16 protein-coding genes are annotated in these 21,417 nt (G+C 39.0%); 7 read left to right on the forward strand and 9 right to left on the reverse strand.

The window, feature by feature from the left end:
• Positions 1-70: 70 nt before the first annotated feature.
• Both HWE15_RS12215 and HWE15_RS12220 read right to left on the reverse strand, forming a co-directional pair.
• Complete coding sequence (locus tag HWE15_RS12215; RefSeq protein ID WP_290507823.1) at positions 71-2,335, reverse strand: aconitate hydratase; 2,265 nt, start codon at positions 2,333-2,335, stop codon at positions 71-73.
• A 145-nt stretch (positions 2,336-2,480) separates the two neighbouring features.
• Complete coding sequence (locus tag HWE15_RS12220) at positions 2,481-3,788, reverse strand: TIGR00366 family protein (RefSeq protein ID WP_290507824.1); 1,308 nt, start codon at positions 3,786-3,788, stop codon at positions 2,481-2,483.
• Positions 3,789-3,881: 93 nt separating this feature from the next.
• Between HWE15_RS12220 and HWE15_RS12225 the strand changes: the two genes are divergently transcribed.
• The gene (locus HWE15_RS12225) at positions 3,882-5,648 is read left to right on the forward strand and encodes a histidine kinase N-terminal 7TM domain-containing protein (protein WP_290507825.1); all 1,767 of its coding nucleotides are present in this window, start codon (positions 3,882-3,884) and stop codon (positions 5,646-5,648) included.
• Here HWE15_RS12225 and HWE15_RS12230 read toward each other — a convergent pair.
• Positions 5,645-6,661, reverse strand: coding sequence for an acyl-CoA reductase (locus HWE15_RS12230; RefSeq protein WP_367203966.1), 1,017 nt, complete (start codon positions 6,659-6,661; stop codon positions 5,645-5,647). The genes HWE15_RS12225 and HWE15_RS12230 overlap by 4 nt on opposite strands.
• 122 nt (positions 6,662-6,783) lie before the next feature.
• Here HWE15_RS12230 and HWE15_RS12235 point away from each other — a divergent pair, with 122 nt between their 5' ends.
• The 5 genes from HWE15_RS12235 to cas6 all read left to right on the forward strand — a co-directional run bounded on the left by HWE15_RS12235 (position 6,784) and on the right by cas6 (position 10,890).
• The gene (locus HWE15_RS12235; protein WP_290507826.1) at positions 6,784-7,131 is read left to right on the forward strand and encodes a 4Fe-4S dicluster domain-containing protein; all 348 of its coding nucleotides are present in this window, start codon (positions 6,784-6,786) and stop codon (positions 7,129-7,131) included.
• A 170-nt stretch (positions 7,132-7,301) separates the two neighbouring features.
• Positions 7,302-7,631 carry a DUF3276 family protein gene (locus tag HWE15_RS12240; RefSeq protein ID WP_290507827.1) on the forward strand — a complete coding sequence of 110 codons (330 nt, stop codon included), beginning with the start codon at positions 7,302-7,304 and terminating at the stop codon, positions 7,629-7,631.
• A gap of 77 nt (positions 7,632-7,708) precedes the next feature.
• A complete protein-coding gene (locus tag HWE15_RS12245; protein WP_290507828.1) occupies positions 7,709-8,797 on the forward strand; it encodes an AI-2E family transporter in 1,089 nt (362 codons plus the stop codon).
• A gap of 4 nt (positions 8,798-8,801) precedes the next feature.
• A complete protein-coding gene (gene ychF / locus HWE15_RS12250; protein ID WP_290507829.1) occupies positions 8,802-9,899 on the forward strand; it encodes a redox-regulated ATPase YchF in 1,098 nt (365 codons plus the stop codon).
• Between the two features lie 97 nt (positions 9,900-9,996).
• Positions 9,997-10,890 carry a CRISPR-associated endoribonuclease Cas6 gene (gene cas6 / locus HWE15_RS12255; protein WP_290507830.1) on the forward strand — a complete coding sequence of 298 codons (894 nt, stop codon included), beginning with the start codon at positions 9,997-9,999 and terminating at the stop codon, positions 10,888-10,890.
• A gap of 48 nt (positions 10,891-10,938) precedes the next feature.
• Here the strand turns inward: cas6 and HWE15_RS12260 are convergent, their stop codons facing one another.
• On the reverse strand, positions 10,939-12,207 hold the full coding sequence (locus tag HWE15_RS12260; protein ID WP_290507831.1) for a DUF5103 domain-containing protein: 1,269 nt from the start codon (positions 12,205-12,207) through the stop codon (positions 10,939-10,941).
• 37 nt (positions 12,208-12,244) lie between these two features.
• On the reverse strand, positions 12,245-14,173 hold the full coding sequence (gene abc-f, locus HWE15_RS12265) for a ribosomal protection-like ABC-F family protein (RefSeq protein ID WP_290507832.1): 1,929 nt from the start codon (positions 14,171-14,173) through the stop codon (positions 12,245-12,247).
• A gap of 91 nt (positions 14,174-14,264) precedes the next feature.
• Here abc-f and HWE15_RS12270 point away from each other — a divergent pair, with 91 nt between their 5' ends.
• Positions 14,265-15,464, forward strand: coding sequence for a PQQ-dependent sugar dehydrogenase (locus tag HWE15_RS12270; protein ID WP_290507833.1), 1,200 nt, complete (start codon positions 14,265-14,267; stop codon positions 15,462-15,464).
• Positions 15,465-15,496: 32 nt separating this feature from the next.
• On the opposite strand, the gene HWE15_RS12275 is transcribed toward HWE15_RS12270, so the two are convergent.
• From HWE15_RS12275 to HWE15_RS12290, 4 genes are all read right to left on the reverse strand, one after another.
• Positions 15,497-16,891, reverse strand: a complete 1,395-nt coding sequence (locus HWE15_RS12275; RefSeq protein WP_290507834.1) for an exonuclease domain-containing protein — start codon at positions 16,889-16,891, stop codon at positions 15,497-15,499.
• 58 nt (positions 16,892-16,949) lie between these two features.
• A complete protein-coding gene (locus tag HWE15_RS12280) occupies positions 16,950-18,530 on the reverse strand; it encodes an NAD(P)/FAD-dependent oxidoreductase (protein ID WP_290507835.1) in 1,581 nt (526 codons plus the stop codon).
• 121 nt (positions 18,531-18,651) lie between these two features.
• On the reverse strand, positions 18,652-20,562 hold the full coding sequence (locus HWE15_RS12285; RefSeq protein ID WP_290507836.1) for a nucleoside-diphosphate sugar epimerase/dehydratase: 1,911 nt from the start codon (positions 20,560-20,562) through the stop codon (positions 18,652-18,654).
• A 198-nt stretch (positions 20,563-20,760) separates the two neighbouring features.
• Positions 20,761-21,417, reverse strand: coding sequence for a sugar transferase (locus HWE15_RS12290; protein ID WP_290507837.1), 657 nt, complete (start codon positions 21,415-21,417; stop codon positions 20,761-20,763).

Below are 21,417 nucleotides of genomic sequence, written 5' to 3' on the forward strand. Positions count from 1 at the left end.
AGTTATAACAAATAAAAAACCGTTACCAAATTGGCAACGGTTCTTTTCTATTTTGGTTTTGATTTTTCGATTAAGCCAAACCAGCCTTGATAAGGTTCAAAGCAGAACCTGCCTTAAACCATTCAATTTGACCTTCATTGTAGGTATGATTTACTTCAAATTCATCTTTACTTCCATCTGCATGGTGTAAAACTACCTTCAAAGGCAATCCAGGAGCAAAAGTTTCCAAGCCAAGGATATCAATAGAATCGTCTTCTTGAACCTTGTCGTAATCGGCTGGATTTGCAAAAGTTAAGGCCAACATACCTTGCTTTTTCAAATTCGTTTCGTGAATTCGAGCAAAGGATTTCACCAAAATTGCCCGAACACCTAAGAATCGTGGCTCCATAGCAGCATGCTCTCGGGAAGAACCTTCTCCATAGTTTTCATCTCCTACGACAACCGTACCAATACCTTCGGCTTTGTACTGTCGCTGAGTTGCCGGAACTTCACCATAGGCACCAGTCAATTGATTCTTAACTTTATTGGTTTCGTCATTGAATGCATTGACAGCACCAATTAGCATATTATTGGAAATATTATCCAAATGACCTCGGAATCGCAACCAAGGACCTGCCATGGAAATGTGGTCTGTCGTACATTTTCCTTTTGCTTTGATTAGCAATTTCAATCCCTTCAGATCCGTACCTTCCCAAGCAGGGAAAGACTCCAATAATTGCAGACGTTCTGATTTTGGATCCACAATCACCTCCACTTTAGACCCATCAGAAGCAGGAGCCTGATATCCTGCATCTTCAACAGCAAATCCTTTAGTCGGCATTTCCAATCCTTTTGGCTCATCCAATTTTACAGCTTGCCCTTCCTCATTTACAAGCGTATCTTTCATTGGGTTGAAGGTCAAATCACCTGCAATTGCCATGGCTGTTACAATTTCCGGAGAAGCTACGAAGGCATGCGTATTAGGGTTTCCATCAGCACGCTTCGCAAAGTTTCTATTAAAGGAAGTGATGATTGAGTTTTTCTCTTGCTTTTCTGCACCATGTCTTGCCCACTGACCGATACAAGGTCCACAAGCATTTGCAAGAACTACCCCTCCCATTTTTCCAAAGGTACCCAAGAAGCCATCTCGCTCAACGGTGTATCGAACTTGCTCAGATCCCGGAGTAATCGTAAACTCAGACTTGGCTACCAATTTTTTATCGACTGCTTGCTGAGCCAAAGAAGCTGCTCGTGAAATATCTTCGTAAGAAGAGTTGGTACATGAACCGATCAAACCAACTTCCAATTTAGCTGGCCAGCCATTTTCCTTAACTGCAGCAGCAAACTTGGACAATGGCCAAGCCAAATCTGGCGTAAAAGGACCATTGATATGCGGCTCAAGTTCAGAGAGATTAATCTCTATAACCTGATCAAAGTATTTTTCAGGCTCTGCATATACCTCAGCATCACCAGTAAGATGTTCTGCAATTCCATTAGCCAATTCTGCAACATCAGCCCGACCTGTTCCTTTTAGGTAGGCTGCAGATTTTTCATCATATCCAAAAATGGAGGTAGTAGCACCAATTTCTGCCCCCATGTTACAAATCGTTCCTTTACCTGTTGCAGAAAGGGATTGTGCTCCATCACCAAAGTATTCTACGATGTATCCTGTTCCGCCTTTCACAGTCAAGATTCCTGCTACTTTCAAAATCACATCTTTCGCAGAGGTCCAACCAGAAAGTTTACCTGTAAGCTTTACACCGATCAATTTGGGGAATTTTAGCTCCCACGGAAGACCTGCCATGACGTCGCAGGCATCAGCCCCCCCTACACCAATCGCAATCATTCCCAAACCACCGGCATTAGGCGTATGAGAATCTGTTCCGATCATCATTCCACCCGGAAATGCATAATTCTCCAATACTACTTGGTGAATAATACCAGCTCCGGGCTTCCAGAAGCCAATTCCGTATTTATTGGACACTGATGCCAAAAAATCATAAACTTCACGGTTTTTATCCTTGGCTACAGAAAGGTCTTTATCAGCTCCAACTTGTGCTTGAATCAAGTGATCACAGTGTACAGTGGAAGGAACCGCAACTTTATCTTTCCCTGCCTGCATAAATTGAAGCAAAGCCATTTGGGCCGTTGCATCTTGCATTGCCACTCGATCCGGCTGAAAATCCACATAGGACTTCCCGCGCTCAAATACTTGGCTAGCTGCTCCTTCTGAAAGGTGGGAATACAAAATTTTCTCAGTCAAAGTCAAGGGTTTGTTAACTGCTTTTCTAGCAGCAGCGATTCGCTCAGGATACCGAGCATACACCTCCTTGATCATTTCAATATCAAAAGCCATTTTATAGGATTTTAGGTGGATAAAAGGTTCAAAATCGAAGTGCAAATATAGAAAATTAGGCCTGAATTCGGTAACCAAATAAATTCATAAACAGGTCCTTTATCTAAAAAATTGAATCTTTTGAAAGGATTGAAAAAGCAAAAGCTTAGAAAAATGAAAATACTCCCAACAATAAAAACAGAAAACCAGCTACAAACAGCCATCCCGTATATCGAATCAATTGAGAAGCCTTGACCCCCGTGATAGAAAGTAAAGGCAAGGCCCAAAAGGGTTGCAATAGATTACTGATTTGATCTCCATAGGAAAACACGAGAATCATTTTCCCAACATCCATTCCCAATGTCTGGGTTACCTGCATAATAATTGGTCCCTGCACAGCCCATTGACCACCTCCAGATGGAATCAATAAATTCACAAAAGCAGCAGAAAACAATGTAAAAGGAGCCAGCAAATCCTGGTTCGCATGATCTAGAAATAAGCTTGAGAGTTGCTCAAGAAGTCCTGAATAAGTCACCATCCCTAAAATCCCTGCATAAAATGGGAATTGGATAAAAATATCAGAAGAGCTTTTGATCCCCTCGCCTACTGCTTCGGTGAAGCTTTTTAAATCCCTGTAAAAGAGCAAGGTCAAGCCAAAAAGCAAAAAGTTCATCAGATTTAGATTAAAAAACCCAATGCCATTTTGCCACTCCCGAAAACCAATCCAAATAAAAACGCCAATCATAAATACCCCTAGCCATTTCCCAAGCTGTCCTGATTCTCCTGGGGGAATTGGTCGTAAGGGATGGGAATAAGAAGGTGATTCAAGGTTTTTTGAAGACCTATTTAACAAATAAAGGGTAGCTAAAAACACTAAAATCAAACCAAGGGTCATCCCCAAATTAGTCCAAGAAAAGATGGTTTCTCCTACCGAAATTTGCCCTATCTGATTAGCTAAAAAATGATTAGGTTCTGCAACTTTTAATGTGGCTGAACCTGACAAGCCTCCATGCCAAACAGCCATCCCTAAGTAGCCCGCTGAAGCCAACAAAGCGGCATTGGAAGGGACATTTTTTTCGGTCATGGCCAAATGGACAAATCTTGCCAGTAAGGCTCCAACAATCAACCCAAAGCCCCAATTTAAAAGACCCGCTAACATGGTTACAATCCCGGTAAAAAGAACGGCTTGAATCGAATTTGAAGGTATTTGGGCAATTTTCCTTAATAGTTGATGAATGGGTTTTGCAATGGCCAAGGCATAACCAAACACCAAAATCATCATCATTTGAAGTGTAAATTCTAACAAGCTAAAAAACCCATCCTTCCAAAAAAGAATAGACTGTTCGATACTTTTTCCAAAAGAATTGCCTTGGGATTTCAAAGAAAAAACAGCTGCAACCAATACCAGACCACTCAAGATTAACACTAAATCAAAAGGACTTGGAAATGAAATTGCTGTTCTTTTTTTACTCAATTCTTACAGATTTCGGAGTTAAAAATTTTTAATGTAATATTAGATGAAAATCTACGAAAAAGAAAAAGCCAAACTTCTATAAAGATTTAATCTGTGCTGGATTTAACCTTTAATCTATATTCAATCATCCTGGTTTTTACGAGTCTGATTGTCATGGCTTTGTCCATTTATATTGCATTCAGCCTCGATCATTTGACTCGGTGGCTAGCCACCACCATGATTTTTATCTCAGTTTGGGGATTTTTTTATGGATTTGAACTGGCATCCAGTACCATAGAGCAAATGCTCTATTGGGTTCGATTTCAATATATTGGTATTTCTTTTGCTCCTGCTGTTTGGCTAATGTTTACCCTGCGATACACGGGATACCGGTATTGGAGTAAACCAGTAGTAATCATTGGCACCTTTACAATTCCTGCTATCACCTTATTCATGGTGATCTCCAACGACTTGCATCATCTCCATTATGCAGAAACTTTTTTGATTGATGAGGGCACGTCATTCCCTTTACTTGGCATCAAAAAAGGACCCTATTACATCATCCATGTCATCTATTCGTACTTAGTATTTTTCTTGGGAACCATTATTCTATGGAGAAGATTTCGAAAAGCAGATCCCCTCTTTAAGAACCAAACCAGGCTTCTTATTATAGGTGGTTTATTTCCTTTAGTTTTCAATTTCTTTTATCAAACTGGAATCATAGCGCCCCTAGGACCTATTGATCTCACTCCCTTTGCATTTCTTTTTAGTTATCTAATCCTGGGAATTGCGATATCGAAGTATGGGTTGTTTAGCATAAAACCAATCGCCCATGGCAGAATCATGGAATCCCTTACCAAAGGGGTTTTGGTTTTCAACATCAACCAGCGACTCATCGATTTTAATTCAAAGGCGAAATCGTTTTTAAAACAGCCTGAAAAAATAAAAATAGGAGCTCAGGCACATGAAATTTTCAAATCTGAAGAACGGCTTCTTCAAGTATTCAAAGACCCGAAAGAACAATCAATCGTATTCAATCCGGCGAAGAGTGAAAAAACTATACGCCTAGAAATCATGCCCATACAGGAAAACAACGCTGATCAAGTAGGGCTAATCTTACTTTTCGATGACTTAACAGAGGAAATCAAAACCAATGAACAACTCCGAAAACAAACCGAGGATCTTCAAAAGCTAAACGACCTGAAAGACAAATTTTTCAGCATCATTTCACACGATTTAAAGGGACCCATTTTTGGGGTAAAGGAGTTGATTCATATGACACATACCGGGATGATTTCAAATGAGGAATTCTTTGAAATGGTACCTGAGGTGTCTAAAAATATGGAGCAAGTTGCCATTTTATTGGAAAATCTACTCGCCTGGGCCTCCACTCAAATCCGGAAAGAATATTTGGAAATCCAGGATTTCGATATTTTGCAACTCATCGGGCAGCAAAAAAAATTACTTGATCGAATTGCTAACGAAAAGCAAATAAAAATTGAGATTAAAGACAGCCCTCCTCTTGTAGTTCGTGGAGATCGAAATATGATTGATTTAGTGCTTCGGAACTTGATTAACAATTCGGTGAAATTTTCCAAGCCAGAAACAAAGGTGCTTTTAAGTGCAGAGCCCGAAGGAATGGAAGCTAAAATCTGTATCCAAGACTTTGGACCCGGGATATCAGCTGAAAATCTTCAAAAAATTAAAGATGGAGTGTCCTTTACTACTCGAGGTCATCAAAACGAAAGCGGAACTGGCTTGGGACTGATCTTAGTCAGGGAATATATTGCCAAGAATGAAGGTCGACTAGAAATAGAAAGTGAGCTGGGTAAAGGAACAACCTTCTGTATTTACCTCCCTTTGGCTAAAAAGTCAACTTAAAGATTCAATAAAAAGTCTAGGGTATCTACCCCATCCGCATAGTCTTGAGGACCTGGATTTTGCGCCGCTCCAAAATCTACTGAACCCTGGATCCAACCTGGTTTTGAAACAATACATTGAATCTTATCCTTCTGGGATTCCAATTTTTCAATTAAATCCTTTTCATCCTGATAAACTTCAAAAAACAAAACCGAAATAGGAGAAACCAATGCAGTTTCTTTTTTCATCAATAGGAAACCATTATCAAGATGCGGCTCACCATTAACAAGGTAAATGGATTTATTGTATTCGTAATTATTATGGTACTTGTGATGGTTAGCAATCCCTGAGAAGGAATTCCATGAATCTAAGAGCCTCTCAGCATACTTTTCCTCTGGCAAGTAAACTTTGGATACATTTCGACAACCTAAACCAAAATAAGTAAATACGTCTTCTCCTAGGCCTTGAAGCTCTTCCAAGGTCTCATTTCCTTTAAGTACTGCAACTGACGTTCGATTTTGCCGAATCAAGGATGGATATTTACCAAAATAATATTGAAAGTATCTTGAAGAGTTGTCACTTCCTGTGGCGATGTAGGCATCTTTTCCTTTGAGCATTTCAGAAACTTGGATAAGATCCTTAAACTCTGGTTCGATTTTAAGGAGTTGATCAATCAACCAATTCATCAAAACCGAATCTGCAGAACTTAATTTTGCACTTATACTATGCCCAGAAAGCAACACAGCCATGAAATCATGAAATCCAACTGCTGGTATATTTCCAGCCATTAAAACCCCTACATCTTTGCTTTCTTTGATTTTTGAAAAATCATAGGATCGAAGCCACTCTTCCATCCTATTGGATTCCAACATAAATGACAATCCCGAAAAAGCCTTTTCACAACTTTCGGAAGTAAACCAGTTGTTCTGGTTTTCAGCTCTACGGAACAAACTTTCTTTTTCCTCTACTGGAATTTCGGCTATCAACTTTCCCAGTTGAATGAAAGCATTTAATCGGTTTTGAAAAGGAATCATGCAACAAATTTATCGGTTTGATCGATAATCAGATAGAATTAATTTAAATTAGTTAGTATGACAACTTTTTATTGCCGGTCTGTGTTGTGCTTATTAATTTTGGAAACAAATTCTGAATAGCTATGGCAATAATGATAACGGATGAATGCATCAACTGCGGTGCATGCGAACCTGAATGTCCAAATACTGCGATTTATGAAGGTGGTGTAGAATGGACTTGGGGAGGAGGAACATCCTTGAAAGAAGTAACACTAGAAGATGGTACTGTAGTAAATGGAAATGAAAAACAGGAACCCATTTCTGATGAGTTTTATTACATCGTGACAGACAAATGTACGGAGTGTAATGGATTCCACGAAGAGCCTCAATGTGCTGCCGTATGTCCGGTAGACTGTTGTGTGGATGACCCAGATCATCGTGAATCAGAGGAAGAACTATTAGCAAAAAAGGCGTTTTTGCATGGAGAATAAAGGAGACTAGTCTCCTTTTATTTTTTCAGTTATTTCTGATTTTCAACCATTTATTGACAGATTATCGTCACTTCTTGAAAAAAAGAGGTAGCATATTTTGAAATGTAGAATCCCTTTTTGTTATCTTAGTTGCTTATTAATTACCCAGCAAACTATAAAAATTACGCATTGTGGAAGATCGAAGAGGTTACGACAGAGATGAAATTTTCTCTAAAAAAGTAAAAGCAGGAAAACGCACTTATTTTTTTGACATCAAATCTACTCGAGGCAATGATTACTACTTGACCATTACCGAAAGTAAAAGAAAAGCACAAGGAGATTCATTTAGCTACGAAAAGCACAAAATCTTTCTTTACAAGGAAGACTTCTTCAAGTTCGTGGAAGCACTGAACGAAACGGTAGATCATGTCAAAAATGAGTTGATGCCTGATTTTGATTTCGAACAGTTTGAGTCTGAAGATTCAGAAAATGAATATCGGGACGAACTAAGATGGGAATAGTATCCCAGACAAACTTGAGGAAATCAAGGAAATAGTATATTTAAGGAGGCTTTTGGCCTCCTTTTCATTTTATCCCTATGCAACGGTTTTTTATTTACCTCTTTTTATTCATAGCAGGATTCATCCTTTTCGGTTGGTATTTTTCAAATATCACCCTCTATCTAGTCCTGTCATTGATTTTAGCAGCTCTTTTACGTCCTCTTACAAATAGGCTTCATGATTTCCATTTACTAGGCCAACATATCCCGAGATGGTTGGCCATTTTGGTATCCTTTTCCGCCATTATTTTATTGTCAGTTCTTCTTAGTTTACTATTCTTCCCCCTGATAAACAATCAGGTCACAATATTGAGCAGTTTGGACTATGAGGGGATTTACGAACAAATCCAAACCCCTATCAACCGATTGGAGGAATGGCTGATTCGGTATCAATTTGTTGATTCACCAGCAGGAACCTTATTTGAGGAACTTCAAAAAACATTGATTGAAACAGTGGCAGGAATGGATTTCGGGCAATTCATAAGCACGATTATCAATACCACCAGTTCTCTTTTCGTTGGCCTTTTGGCAGTTTCATTTATTACTTTCTTCTTGCTTCTGGAAAATGGATTATTGAGAAGAAATTTACTCCAATTAACTCCAAATCCTTACTTCGAGCTTTCTGTAGCAACCTTCACCAAAGTCGAAAAGCTCCTTTCCAACTACCTTTCAGGACTATTAATTCAAATTACTGCCATTTTCTCGATGGCGAGTATAGGCTTATCTTTAGTAGGTATTGAATACGCCTTGACCATTGCCCTGTTTGCTGCTGTAGCCAACCTGATCCCCTATGCAGGCCCAATTTTGGGAGCGAGTTTTGGTATCATCGTCGGGATATCCACCGGGAATTTTCTGGAAGGAAGCGAACTTTCTTACATGGTCATAAAAATTCTAGCCGTATTTGTGGTTGTACAGATTACAGATAATATTTTCCTTCAACCCTTGATTTTTTCTAAATCCGTAAAAGCTCATCCCCTTGAAATTTTTGTTGTTATCTTTGCCGGGGCAAAAATCGGCGGGATTGTAGGGATGATTTTTGCCATCCCTGTGTATACCATTTTCCGGGTTTCGGTGATGGAATTTTACCAAGGATACAAGTCCTATCAGATCTTTAAAATTAAAACTTAAGTAAATGGCCTTACAATGTGGCATCGTTGGACTTCCTAATGTTGGAAAGTCCACTTTGTTCAATGCACTTTCCAGCGCTAAAGCTGAAGCAGCAAACTTTCCTTTCTGTACCATAGAACCCAATGTGGGGGTGGTTACGGTTCCGGACAAGCGATTAAAAGTCCTGGAAAGCTTGGTTAACCCTCAGCGGGTATTACCAACAGTTATTGAATTCGTAGATATTGCTGGACTTGTAAAAGGTGCTAGCAAGGGAGAAGGTCTAGGAAATAAATTTTTGGCAAACATCCGGGAAGTAGATGCGATCATCCACGTGATTCGTTGCTTTGAAGATGACAATATCGTCCATGTCGCAGGAAGTGTAGATCCTATTTTTGATAAGGAAGTGATCGATACAGAACTCCAATTAAAAGACTTGGAATCCGTAGAGAAAAAAATTGCCCGTATTGAAAAAATTGCGAAGTCTGGAGATGCCAAAGCGAAGAAAGATTTAGAAATCCTTCTAAAATTTAAAGAAGGCCTACAAAGTGGATTAAATGCCCGCGCGATTGAGGTTGAAAAGGAGGACTTAGAAGCAGTTCGAGATTTGCATTTACTGACTATCAAGCCGGTATTGTATGTTGCCAACGTAGATGAGGGCAGTATTATCAGCGGGAATCAATATGTAGAAAAGCTTCGGGAAAAAGTAAAAGAAGAAAATGCCGAGGTGATTACATTGTGTGCTGCTATTGAATCTCAAATTGCAGAATTTGAAGATCCAGAGGAGAAAGAATTATTCCTTTCAGAATATGGGCTGGAAGAAAGTGGGCTGAACAGACTGATTGCTGCAGCTTATGCCCTATTAGACCTTATTACCTATTTTACAGCAGGACCACAGGAAGTGCGAGCCTGGACTATTAAAAAAGGCTGGAAAGCACCTCAAGCTGCAGGAGTTATCCATACTGATTTTGAAAGGGGTTTTATTAAAGCTGAAGTAATAAAATTAGCAGATTATCAGCAGTTTAAATCAGAAGCTGGCTGTAGGGAGAATGGAAAAATAGCAATTGAAGGAAAGGAATATATCGTAAAAGATGGTGATATCATGCATTTTAGATTCAATGTTTAACATTTCTTAGAAAAAAATTGTACTTTTGCCTTGCTTATCCACCCAGAATTACGTTTAGTATTTTATTAACAATTGTCTCATTTATTTTTAAAAAATCGTGAGAGTTAGACTTATATTTTCCCTAAAAAACAAAGGCTCCTATTTGCCTTTTCATCACCAGTACATCTTGGCTCAATTTCTAAAAGGATTGATCGTCAAAGGTGGCCGCGAAGAATTCTATAATTACAATTACTTCAATTTCTCTGGCTTAAAAGGTCAGACTAAAGTAAGTAGAAGCGGACTGCATTACTACTCTAGCTTGGTAACTCTTGTATTATCTTCTCATAGTGAAGATTTTATGGATTACTTACTGGAGCAAGTTTTTGCTACTCCGAAAATTGAATTAGGAAACTTGATCCTTTCTCCAGAATACACAGAGATAGAAAACGAACCTGAGTTAGAAACCTCCAACAAGTTCGTTTGTATCTCTCCTTTGGTCTTGATCACCCCTGCATTCAACGAGGAAATTGGAAAACGATTTATCAGCCCTGACAGCGATGAGTTTTCCGACTTGCTTTACGAATCGACATTGACTAGAATGGAGCGATCCGGATGGTATACACCAGAGCAAATGGAATCATTCTACAAATTCCAAGTTGTTCCGGATATGAACTATGTCAACAAGCTGAAAGAACAGCAAAAGAAATTTGCTCGAATTTATTCAGTATATGACATGGATGTGAAGTATGAGGTTAGAGGCTACACCCTGCCATTTACACTTTATGCTGCTCCAGAGGTGCAAGACTTTGTATTCAAGTGCGGATTAGGTGCATTTACCCATAAAGGATTTGGTATGCTTGATCTTGCCAATCATCCTTCAGGAAACAGAACATCTCCTTATAAATTTAAGAGAGAAGGATTCGTTCCTTATAGACCGACAGAAAGAACCAGACAAAACGTCGCTCCATCTGAAGGGGAGGAAGAAAGTAAAGAATCTGAAAACGAAAACTAAGAAAAAGGCTGCAGCATTTCACTGCAGCCTTTTTTTGTCCTTACATTTTTATAGTCTTCTTCTATTTGGATGAAGATTTACGTAACCGACCAGTTGATCGTATCGCGAGCCTAAAGCCCTAAAATACACCATCACCTCATATTCATTTTCGGTTTCAAAAAAACTCCCTTCAAACTCAAGGGAATTAAATACTCCCTCATTTAACCTTCCAAATTGGTAGTCATACCAGCCTTGTTTGAGCAAAACAGTAGTTTCGTAAACTTTTAAATTGGGGTTCCAAGTTAATTTCGCTTCAGGTTTCTTCCCCCATTCCGTCAATGCTCCTAACAAATAAATGGGTGTCGGACTTTCCGGTGCCACTAATCGAAATGTGGTTAAAATATATTCGCTTTCTACCTCTGGATCTCCTCCAGGCCGATCATTTGTATAGATTAAATATTGCCCATTCAAATCTAAATATTGTGAATAAACCTCCCTGTTTCTAGGGCTATCAACTTTTGCTTCTGCATAGATCACATCAGGTTCTACAACCATAGAAGCGATATTGGCCCCTGTTGCCCGTATGAACCTAAGGTCAATAAATCGAAATTCATTCCCCGCCTTGAAAGAATTGCTTCCGTCAAAATTCTGAAAGCGCATCATTTTGGTACTTTCATTTAGAAACGTTGGCTCATTCATCAAAATAGCATGATCCCATCGCTGATTTTGTCGGATAAGCACCTTGATTTGTGAGCTTGGGTTGATTACTTCCCCTTTGGAATAATTGACAACCACATCTATCTGTTGATCTGTTCTACGATCCTCAGTCTGGGAAGGAGGAACAATGCTGGCCCCGACTGAGAACAATTCGTCATAAACCATAAACCGCCGAGTCAAAATCACATCTGACTCATCTCTCCCCCGATAAACCTGAACAACATAGTTTCCTGATTTTTTTACTTTGGGGATTTCAAATTGGTAATGGATATAAGGTAATCGAGTATTCACAGAATACTCGTAATCCTGAATATTAAACTGATTAAAATCAACCAAGAAATCATTGTCCTTAAGTTGTGAGGGTGTCCAATCTGCGTCACAATGGATGAGCTTAGCGGTATAAAGTTCAGGGTCATAAGCCACATCATCAAAAATCAATAAAAGTCTTCTTGAATCTGTCAGACCAATAGCTGGAGCATCCAATTGACTATCAAAGGAAAGCCCCACTGGAAAAAGTCTAACCGACTGGATGTGATCCCGATAGACCTTATCTTCAACTTGACCAAATGCAGTTTGAATTACGATCCAACAAATGCAAAAAAAGCAAATCAATCCTTTCATGAAGGAAAATAGCCAATTTCAAACAGATTGGAAAACATCAACCAAGAGTCTCTTGAAGTTCGGCAATCTGATCTACCAATTTTTCCCAAGTTTCGTTGGCTTGTTCTAACTTTGACTTCACTTTTTGGTAAGAATCCTGTATTGAAGAAACTTTAGATTCCTGTTGGTAAATTTCAGGATCAGCAAGTTGGTTTTCCAGCTCTTTTTCTTCCTCCTCTAATTTTTCTATTTCCACTTCAATCTGCTCCAATTCATTTTCCAGTTTTTTCAAATTTCGCTTTGCATCCTGAATTTCGAAATTGGAAGCCTGAGGTTTTGTTTTTGGTTTGGGACTAGGCTTTTCAGAACTCTTTTCGAACTTTTCCTCCTCTTCCTGTTGTGCTTTCCAAAACTCATACTCTTCATAAGTACCTGGATATTCCTTTATTTGATGATCCTCTATATACCAAATTTTATTCGCAACTCCCTTGATAAAATGACGATCATGGGAAACAGTAATAAAGGTTCCTTCATATTGCTGGAGTGACTGTATCAAAATATTAACAGACTGAAAATCAAGATGGTTGGTAGGTTCATCAAGAAGTAAAAAATTAGCTTCTGAAATCAATGTTTTCGCTAAGGCAACCCGTGATTTCTCACCTCCGGAAAGGACCTTGATTTTTTTGAATACATCATCATTTGTAAACAAAAAGCATCCCAACACATTTCGAAGTTCGGTTTCGGATTTATTGCTTCCTTCCTGCGCTAATTCCTGAATAATCTCATTATCCAAAGTCAATGCTTCCAATTGATGCTGCGCATAAAAAGAGGGAATTACATTATGACCTTGGGTACGGATTCCTGTAATAGCTTCTGTACCTGCAATTATCCGCAGAAGTGTGGACTTTCCTTTCCCATTCGCTCCTATCAAAGCGATTTTATCTCCCCGCTCAATATTGGCTGAAGTATTCTCCAAAATCACTAAATCTCCATACCGTTTACCGATATGATCGAGAGTGATGACATGTCTTCCTGACCGCTGCGAAAATTTAAATTTAAAATTCACAAAGGCTTCATCATCCACCACTTCCTGTACCCGCTCCATCCGTTCCAGGGCTTTTATTCGGGACTGGACTTGATTGGATTTGGTAGCTTTTGCCCGGAATCGCTCAATGAAACGCTCCGTCTGTTTAATCATTTGTTGCTGATTCTCATAGGCATTTTGCTGAATTTCCATACGTTCCTTTTTTTCTCGCTTATAAAAGGAATAATTGCCTGGATAGGATGTCAAGGTTTGATTTGCTACTTCCACAATAGAAGTCACACAGTTATCCAAAAACGTCTGATCGTGAGATACGACCACCACAGCACCCTCATAAGTTTTTAAGTAATTTTCGACCCATTGGATAGAGGGAAGGTCCAAGTGGTTTGTCGGTTCATCTAGGAGTAACAAAGCGGGCTTTTCAAGGAGAAGTTTTGCCAGCATAACCCGCATTCTCCATCCTCCCGAAAAATTTCGAAGTGGTTTTTCTAAATCCTCAGTCCGAAATCCTATCCCTTCCAAAACTTCTGCTGCCTTGGCCTTGATGGTATATCCTTCATTTGCTTCAAAGCGCTCCTGAAGGGTAGCCAAACGATTAATAATTTCCTCGGAAAAATCCGTCTCCATCTTTTTAAGAACCGCATCAATTTCATCCTGCAGGGCTAGCGTTTCTTTGAAAGCTGCCAGTGCAACATTGAGGATACTATCATCTGATTGATAGGACAACAAGTCCTGATTCAAAAAACCAATGCTACAATCTTTTGCTTTTTGTACCTCTCCGCTGCTTGGTTGATATTCTCCAGCTATAATTTTCAGGAGTGTTGATTTTCCTGTTCCATTCTGACCTACCAATCCAATTTTATCTTTTGGCTTGATATGAAGGTTTGCGTTTTCGTAAAGCGCTCTACCGCCGATGAAATAGGAAAGATTATTAATCGATAACATGCGGCAAAAATAAGGAATCAACCGCTTATTGAGGACTTCTAGTGAAACAATCCAAAAAGAATTAATTTCGCTATGTAAAAAATGAATTCAAATGAAATATTCGAAAATCATTCCACTAGTAGCTATGCTTGGGCTACTCATGGTTCAGGCAAGTTGCCAACAAAAATCTGATAAACTCAGTGTAATCAAAACACCAAATTCTACCAATAAGCGGTCTATCAAAGACGCAAAAGCTGATGTAAAATTGGATAAAATAAAGCTTCCTGAGGGCTTTAAAATTGATGTTTGGGCAGCGGACATTCCCAATGCTCGCTCATTGGCATTATCGGATAATGGAGTTGTCTTTGTAGGCAACAGGCAGGAAAAAAATGTATACGCTGTGATTGACGAGGATGCAGATGGAAAAGCAGATAGTAAATTTATCCTTGCTGAAGGGCTTCGGATGCCAAATGGCGTTGCCTTTAAAGATGGTGATCTTTATGTAGCTGAGGTAAGTAGGATTCTTAAATTCCCAGATATCCTAAACAACCTAAATAATCCAACCTACGAGGTAATTTATGATCAATACCCTACCGAGAGGCATCATGGTTGGAAATTCATAGCCTTTGGACCTGACGGTATGCTCTATGTGCCTGTGGGTGCCCCATGCAATATTTGTGAGTCAGAGGATGAAATTTTTGCTTCGATCACCCGAATTGATGTGAAAAGCCCAAATCCTAAACCAGAAGTTTATGCCCACGGTGTAAGAAATTCAGTTGGCTTTGACTGGCATCCTGAAACAGGCAACTTATGGTTTACTGACAATGGTAGAGACATGATGGGTGATGACATTCCTGATTGCGAACTCAACGAAGCTACTTCGGCTGGCCAACATTTTGGCTATCCTTATTGGCATGCAGGAGATGTAAAAGATCCTGAATTCGGAGATAAAGGAAAAGGACAAGATGCCTATGTAGCCCCGGCAGCAAAACTTGGGGCTCACGTTGCCCCATTGGGAATCAGATTCTATGAAGGAGGAATGTTTCCAGAATCTTATAAAAATCAGGCGATCATCGCAAAACATGGTTCTTGGAACCGAAGTAAGAAATCTGGATACGATGTTGTTATCGCTAAGTTCGATGACTCAGGAAAAGTAAGTGGAATCGAAACATTCGCTTCAGGCTGGCTCGATGATTCTTCTCAAGAGGTATGGGGAAGGCCGGTGGATGTTCAAGAGCTCCCTGATGGCAGTTTGTTGATTTCAGATGACGTAGCCAATTGTATATACAGAGTTACATACAATGGCAATTAAATAATACAAGAAGGGATTCGTCTACTTGAAATTTAGAAGCCGAGAGGTAGGAATTCTTTTGGAGATTTTCCAACCTCTTCGATAACCGATATTTGGTTTGGTTCAAATTGATGAAAAAACTGCTTCAAAATAGCACCCGTTTCGGGATATATTGGAACAGTTTTTAAAGTAAACGAATCCTCTTTTTCATTTTCACTTTTAAACCCATAGCGTGTTAACATCCCTTTTTCAAAGACACAAATAGTACGCTCGCTTTCATTCCTTCCTTCCAATTCTATTCGAATGACACCTTTACTTTCCTTGATGCTACTTAAAAACTTTTCAACTTTTGAATTGTAACTTTTAGCAGAAATTGCCCCTTGACAAGCTCCTTCGCAGGTTTCATCAAAAACATGGCTGCAAGGAACAGATCGCAATCCGGACAGACGAGCACAAAGCTCAAAACTATTCATCGCCTCTTTAAGGAAACTTCTTCCCTCCTCCTGTGAATAAAATGATTCGATAGCCTGCAGATTTTTTTTCAGGCGCGACAGTTGAAATCTTAAATATCCATTTCCGTCAACATAGGAATAAAGACCCCACAAAGTTCTTGGCTTTTTTATCGCTTGGTTGTATTTGGGCCATAGTCGTTTAATTTCCAAAGTCTCCAAAAGTAAAGCCATGAACTCACTTCCTGTTAATTCCCAACGGAGATCCGCTACAGTAGCTTTTAATTCTTGTTTATGTGGGAATTGAATGTTTCCTGAAAAATGAGATCGAAAACGCTCCTGAATATTGAGTGCTTTACCCACATAAATAACTTTCCCATGCGCATCAAGCATGTAATACACCCCACAAGCCTGAGGGATTTCAAAAAACTTGCTTGAAGGAAAATTTGGGGGAAGAAATCGAAGCGATTTTTTAGAACGAACCAATTCCCAAATAATCTCAGGCTTCATTTTGAGCATACGGTCGAATAGGATTGCAGTTGCTTTGGCATCACCCATAGCCCGGTGACGTGCTTCGATAGGAATATTTTGGGTCTCGCATATTCTTCCCAAGCTGTAAGATTTTAATCCAGGAAGAATTTTTCGAGCAAGGCGAACTGTACAAAGCTTTGAAGTCGATAACTCCTTCCCTACTGCCGAAAAAGCAGTTTTAAGGAACCCAAAATCAAAATTCACTTGATGAGCCACGAAAACGCGGTTCTCCAAAAGCTCCCAAATTTGTTCAGCTACATCTTCAAAAAAAGGTGCATGCTGAACCATCTCAGAATCAATCCCCGTCAAGCCGGTAATAAAAGTAGGAATTCCTTGCCTGGGGTTTAAAAGCGTTTCAAAAGTCTGAGTAATTTGATTTCCATCATGGATCAAAATAGCTATTTCTGTAATTCCTCCAGACCGGCTATCCCCTCCTGTGGTTTCTATATCAACGATGGCAAATTTCATTACTAAACATAACCATTTAAGTAATGAAAGTGCACTGAATGACACAAAAGGTCACAATCTAGCGTCGAGCGTAGGATAAAATAAGTTTCTCTGCACATCTTTCTCCATCCATAGCTGCAGAGACAATCCCTCCAGCATACCCGGCACCTTCGCCACATGGGAAAAGACGTTTTAATTGAGGATGTTCAAAAGTTTCTCTGTCCCGAGGAATTCGAACAGGAGAAGAAGTTCTACTTTCGACGCCAATTAACTGAGCATCATTTGTAAGGTAACCCTTCATTTTTTTACCAAATGCTTGAAAAGCATCTTTCATTCGAGTTGCAATAAAGTCAGGCAAAACCTCTCGCATGTCTACTGAATTCAAACCCGGCTGATAAGATGTATCCAGAAGTCGATTACTCACTTTCCCCTGGACAAAATCCATCATTCGTTGAGCCGGAGCAACTTGTGTCATACCGCCTAATTCCCATGCTTTTTTTTCAATTTCAGCTTGAAAACACATGGCAGAAAGAGGCCCATATTTTTGATATTCAGGCAAATCCTCCAACTCCACAGCTACAACCATTCCCGAATTTGCAAATTTGCTATCCCTTCTGCTCGGACTCATGCCATTTACCACCAATTCCCCTGGAGCTGTTGCAGCCGGAACGATAAAACCTCCAGGACACATACAAAAACTGAACACCCCACGTTGTTTCCCTTTAAAATACGTTTGCTGAACAAGCGAATAGGAAGAGGCAGGAAGGTAAGGCCCTCGATCGATTTCACAGTGATACTGAATCCGGTCAATTAGATTTTGCGCATGCTCAATGCGAACTCCAAGAGCAAAAGGCTTGGGTTCAATTAAAACCTTTCTGGCATGAAGCAATTTAAAAATATCTCTAGCAGAATGACCGGTGGCTAAAATAACACCCAGTCCCTCAACTTTATCACCATGCTGAGTAATTACTCCTTTTAATTCCCCGTCCTGAATGATAAGGTCTTCAACTCTAGTTTCAAAATGAATTTTTCCACCGGCATTCAAAATTGTTTCACGAAGTCGGGTAACGACCTGCGGCAATTTATTGGTACCAATATGGGGATGCGAATCTACCAGAATTTCTTCTGTTGCACCATGATTCACTAAAATTTCAAGAATTCTTCGAATATCTCCCCTTTTCTTTGAACGAGTGTAAAGCTTACCATCTGAATAGGTACCTGCACCGCCCTCACCAAAACAATAATTTGAATCTGGGTTGACGATGTGAGCCTTATTTATTGCAGCTAGATCTCTCCTTCTCGCACGTACATCTTTCCCACGCTCAAGTATTATAGGTTTAACCCCTAATTCAATGGCTCGCAATCCTGCAAATAAACCTGCAGGTCCTGCCCCTACAATAATTATGGGATTAGCATTTTTGACTGATTTGTAGTCATATGACTGTTCTATTCTTGAACTTGGGTTTTCATTTAAAAAAATTTCGGCCTCCACATTTACTTTTACTTTTCTGCCTCGGGCATCAATAGATCGGCGGTTTTGCCTTACAAATGCATGAGAAGCTTCTTGAGAAAGCCCTGCTTTTTGAAGCACAGATTGTTTAAACAAATCTTGATCATAAGCCTCTGCAGGATCAAGCTGAAGGTTTAGAATTTTTTTCATGGTAAGGGTTCTATCCTCAAAACTTTGCAAAAGTATCGATAATTCATTTCTTAGAATCAAGACGAAAATAAAAAAGCCGCATGTTTACACGCGGCTAAAAATTGAAATTTAAATCAGATTATCAATTCATTCGATCCAATACTTCGAATCGAGAGGAGTTCGAAATAAATTCAGGAACGATCGTTTTTAAATGACCTACCAAATCATTTTCAGAATTTTTCAAAATCAAGTTCTGGAATATTTCAACTTGTCCATCAATCTTATGATAGGCAGATGGTAATACTTGGGCGATCTTGATCTTAGGATGGTGAGTAATCTTAACAGTCTCGAAATCATTCAAAAGCTCCTCATACAATTTTTCACCCTCTCGAAGCCCTGAAAATACAATTTTTATTTCCTCTTCTTCTTTCTTACCTGATAGCTGAATCATCTTTTTAGCCAGGTCAAGAATTTTTACCGGTTCCCCCATATCGAAAACGTAAATCTCCCCACCATTTCCCATTACGGCAGCCTCCAAAACCAGCTGGCATGCTTCAGGAATGGTCATGAAAAACCGTGTAATCTCTGGGTGGGTCACCGTGATAGGTCCGCCATGAAGAATCTGTTTTTTGAATAATGGAATTACTGAACCATTGGAGCCCAAAACGTTACCAAAACGAGTCGTAATAAATTTAGTATGGTATTTTTTATGATTTACCTCTAAATATTCATTTAATGCCTGAACGTACATTTCTGCCGCTCGTTTGCTGGCTCCCATGACATTTGTCGGATTTACGGCTTTATCAGTGGAGACAAATACAAACTTGTCTACCTGAGCTAGCACGGATAAATCTGCTAATATTTTCGTCCCAATAACATTCGACTGAATAGCCTCTTCTGGATAGTTTTCCATCATAGGTACATGTTTGTAAGCAGCCGCATGGAAAACAACCTGGGGTTTGAAAGATTTAAAAACCTCTTTCATCTTCCGCTTATTCCGCACATCTCCCAAAACAATTTTTATAGGACAAGTCGAATAATATTCTTTGAATTCATTTTCAATATCATACAACGCAGATTCAGCTATATCCAACATTATCAGAAGTTTAGGCTGATAATGAGAAATTTGCCTACATAATTCACTACCAATCGAACCAGCTGCACCTGTAACCAAAACAACTTTCCCTATTAGGTCCTCATGAATTTGAGGATTATCCAAAATAATTGGTTCTCTGGACAATAGGTCTTCGATTTTGATTTCGCGAATAGCACCCACGGTCAATCCTCCATTAATCCATTGATCTACTGGAGGTACAATCGAAACAGAAATTCTGAGTTTCAAACATTCGTCAATGATTTCCCGCTTCCTTATAACATCTAAATCTCTTACCGCAATGATTAACTCAGTAATGCCATACTGTTCTTTAAGTTTAGCGAGGTGTTTTATTCCATGAAAAATTCGAATTCCAGCTATATTCTTTCCCTCCTTTTTTGGATCATCATCAAGGAAGGCAATTGTATTAAAATTACTATTGCTGTCTCGTTTAATGGCTTCTTGGGCAATTAACCCTGACTCTCCTGCACCAAAAATTACCCCATTTTTTTGAGATCGACTGATAAAGCCATTTTTAAGATAAACAAATAGTTCTTTTACCAATAATCTGTAAAAAATCAACATGAAAAGCGAGGAAAGGCTCGCAATAATCAAGACTGATGTGGGTAATAAAAATCGATCATTTAGGAAATTCCCATGAAAAAAATTCAGGAAAAGAAACAATACAAAGTTTATGAAGACCGTTTTGAAAATATTAGATCCATCTTTAAAACCGGTATGACGAACAATTCCCTCATAACTTCGGGTATTTTGCATAACCAACAAGCCTCCAATCATAAATGTGAAACTACCGGCTACCGCATCATTTTCTTCAATTAGTGCCAACTCAAAATTGAACCGAACTAAATACCCAAATAAGGCACAGTGAAAAAGAATTAATGAATCAAGTGTGGCTATGATCCATCGAGGTAGGATTTTTAACCTTGCTAAAAAAGTCATAGTAAATTTTTCTTCAAATGGGTTGATTTACAAATTGATGAATCAAATAAAATCATGGCAAAATAATGCATTTTATGCATTAGTACAAAATAAACTTAGGCTTCTTCTTAAAGAATCCAATTTTATTTTGCATTTTTTTTATATGGTTCAAATATTTATGGACTTAGAGCAATTTTTAGTAAACAAAATAAGATAAGCTTATTTTTCAATTAAGATATGCTTATGACTTACTCCTGAAAAATCATTATTCAAGCTTCCCTTAAACTTCCCCATACTCACGTGACCTTGTTGGGAAACCCCTTTCCCTCTCAACACATTAAAAAATGTAATAAATAGAATTTTCAAATCCAGCCAAAAATTTAGATTCTCGACATACCATACATCAAACTCAAATTTCTCCTCCCAAGAAATTGTATTACGGCCATTTATTTGAGCCCAACCCGTTACCCCTGGCAAGACATTATGTCTTTTTATTTGTCTTGAATCGTACAATGGTAAATATTCCACTAAAAGCGGCCTAGGTCCAACCAAACTCATATCACCCTTCAATACATTGATTAATTGAGGGATTTCATCCAAGGAGGTTTTTCTTATCAATCTCCCTAAAAAAGTTACTCTTAGATGATCCGGTAAAGATTCTCCATTATTATCAACCTTTTCGGACATCGTCTTGAATTTCAGAATTTTAAATATTTTTCCATTTTTCCCGGGGCGTTCTTGTTTAAAAAAAGGTTTCCCTTTATGCTCAATTCCGAGAATGACATACAACAACAAGAAAAAAGGAAGAAGAATAATCAGCATGGTGCCTGCAAGAAAAATATCAAGGCCCCGTTTTAATGAACGCTGATAGCTCAC

Origin of the sequence: Algoriphagus sp. (assembly GCF_013373065.1) — a bacterium.
In the GTDB taxonomy this organism is placed as follows: domain Bacteria; phylum Bacteroidota; class Bacteroidia; order Cytophagales; family Cyclobacteriaceae; genus Algoriphagus.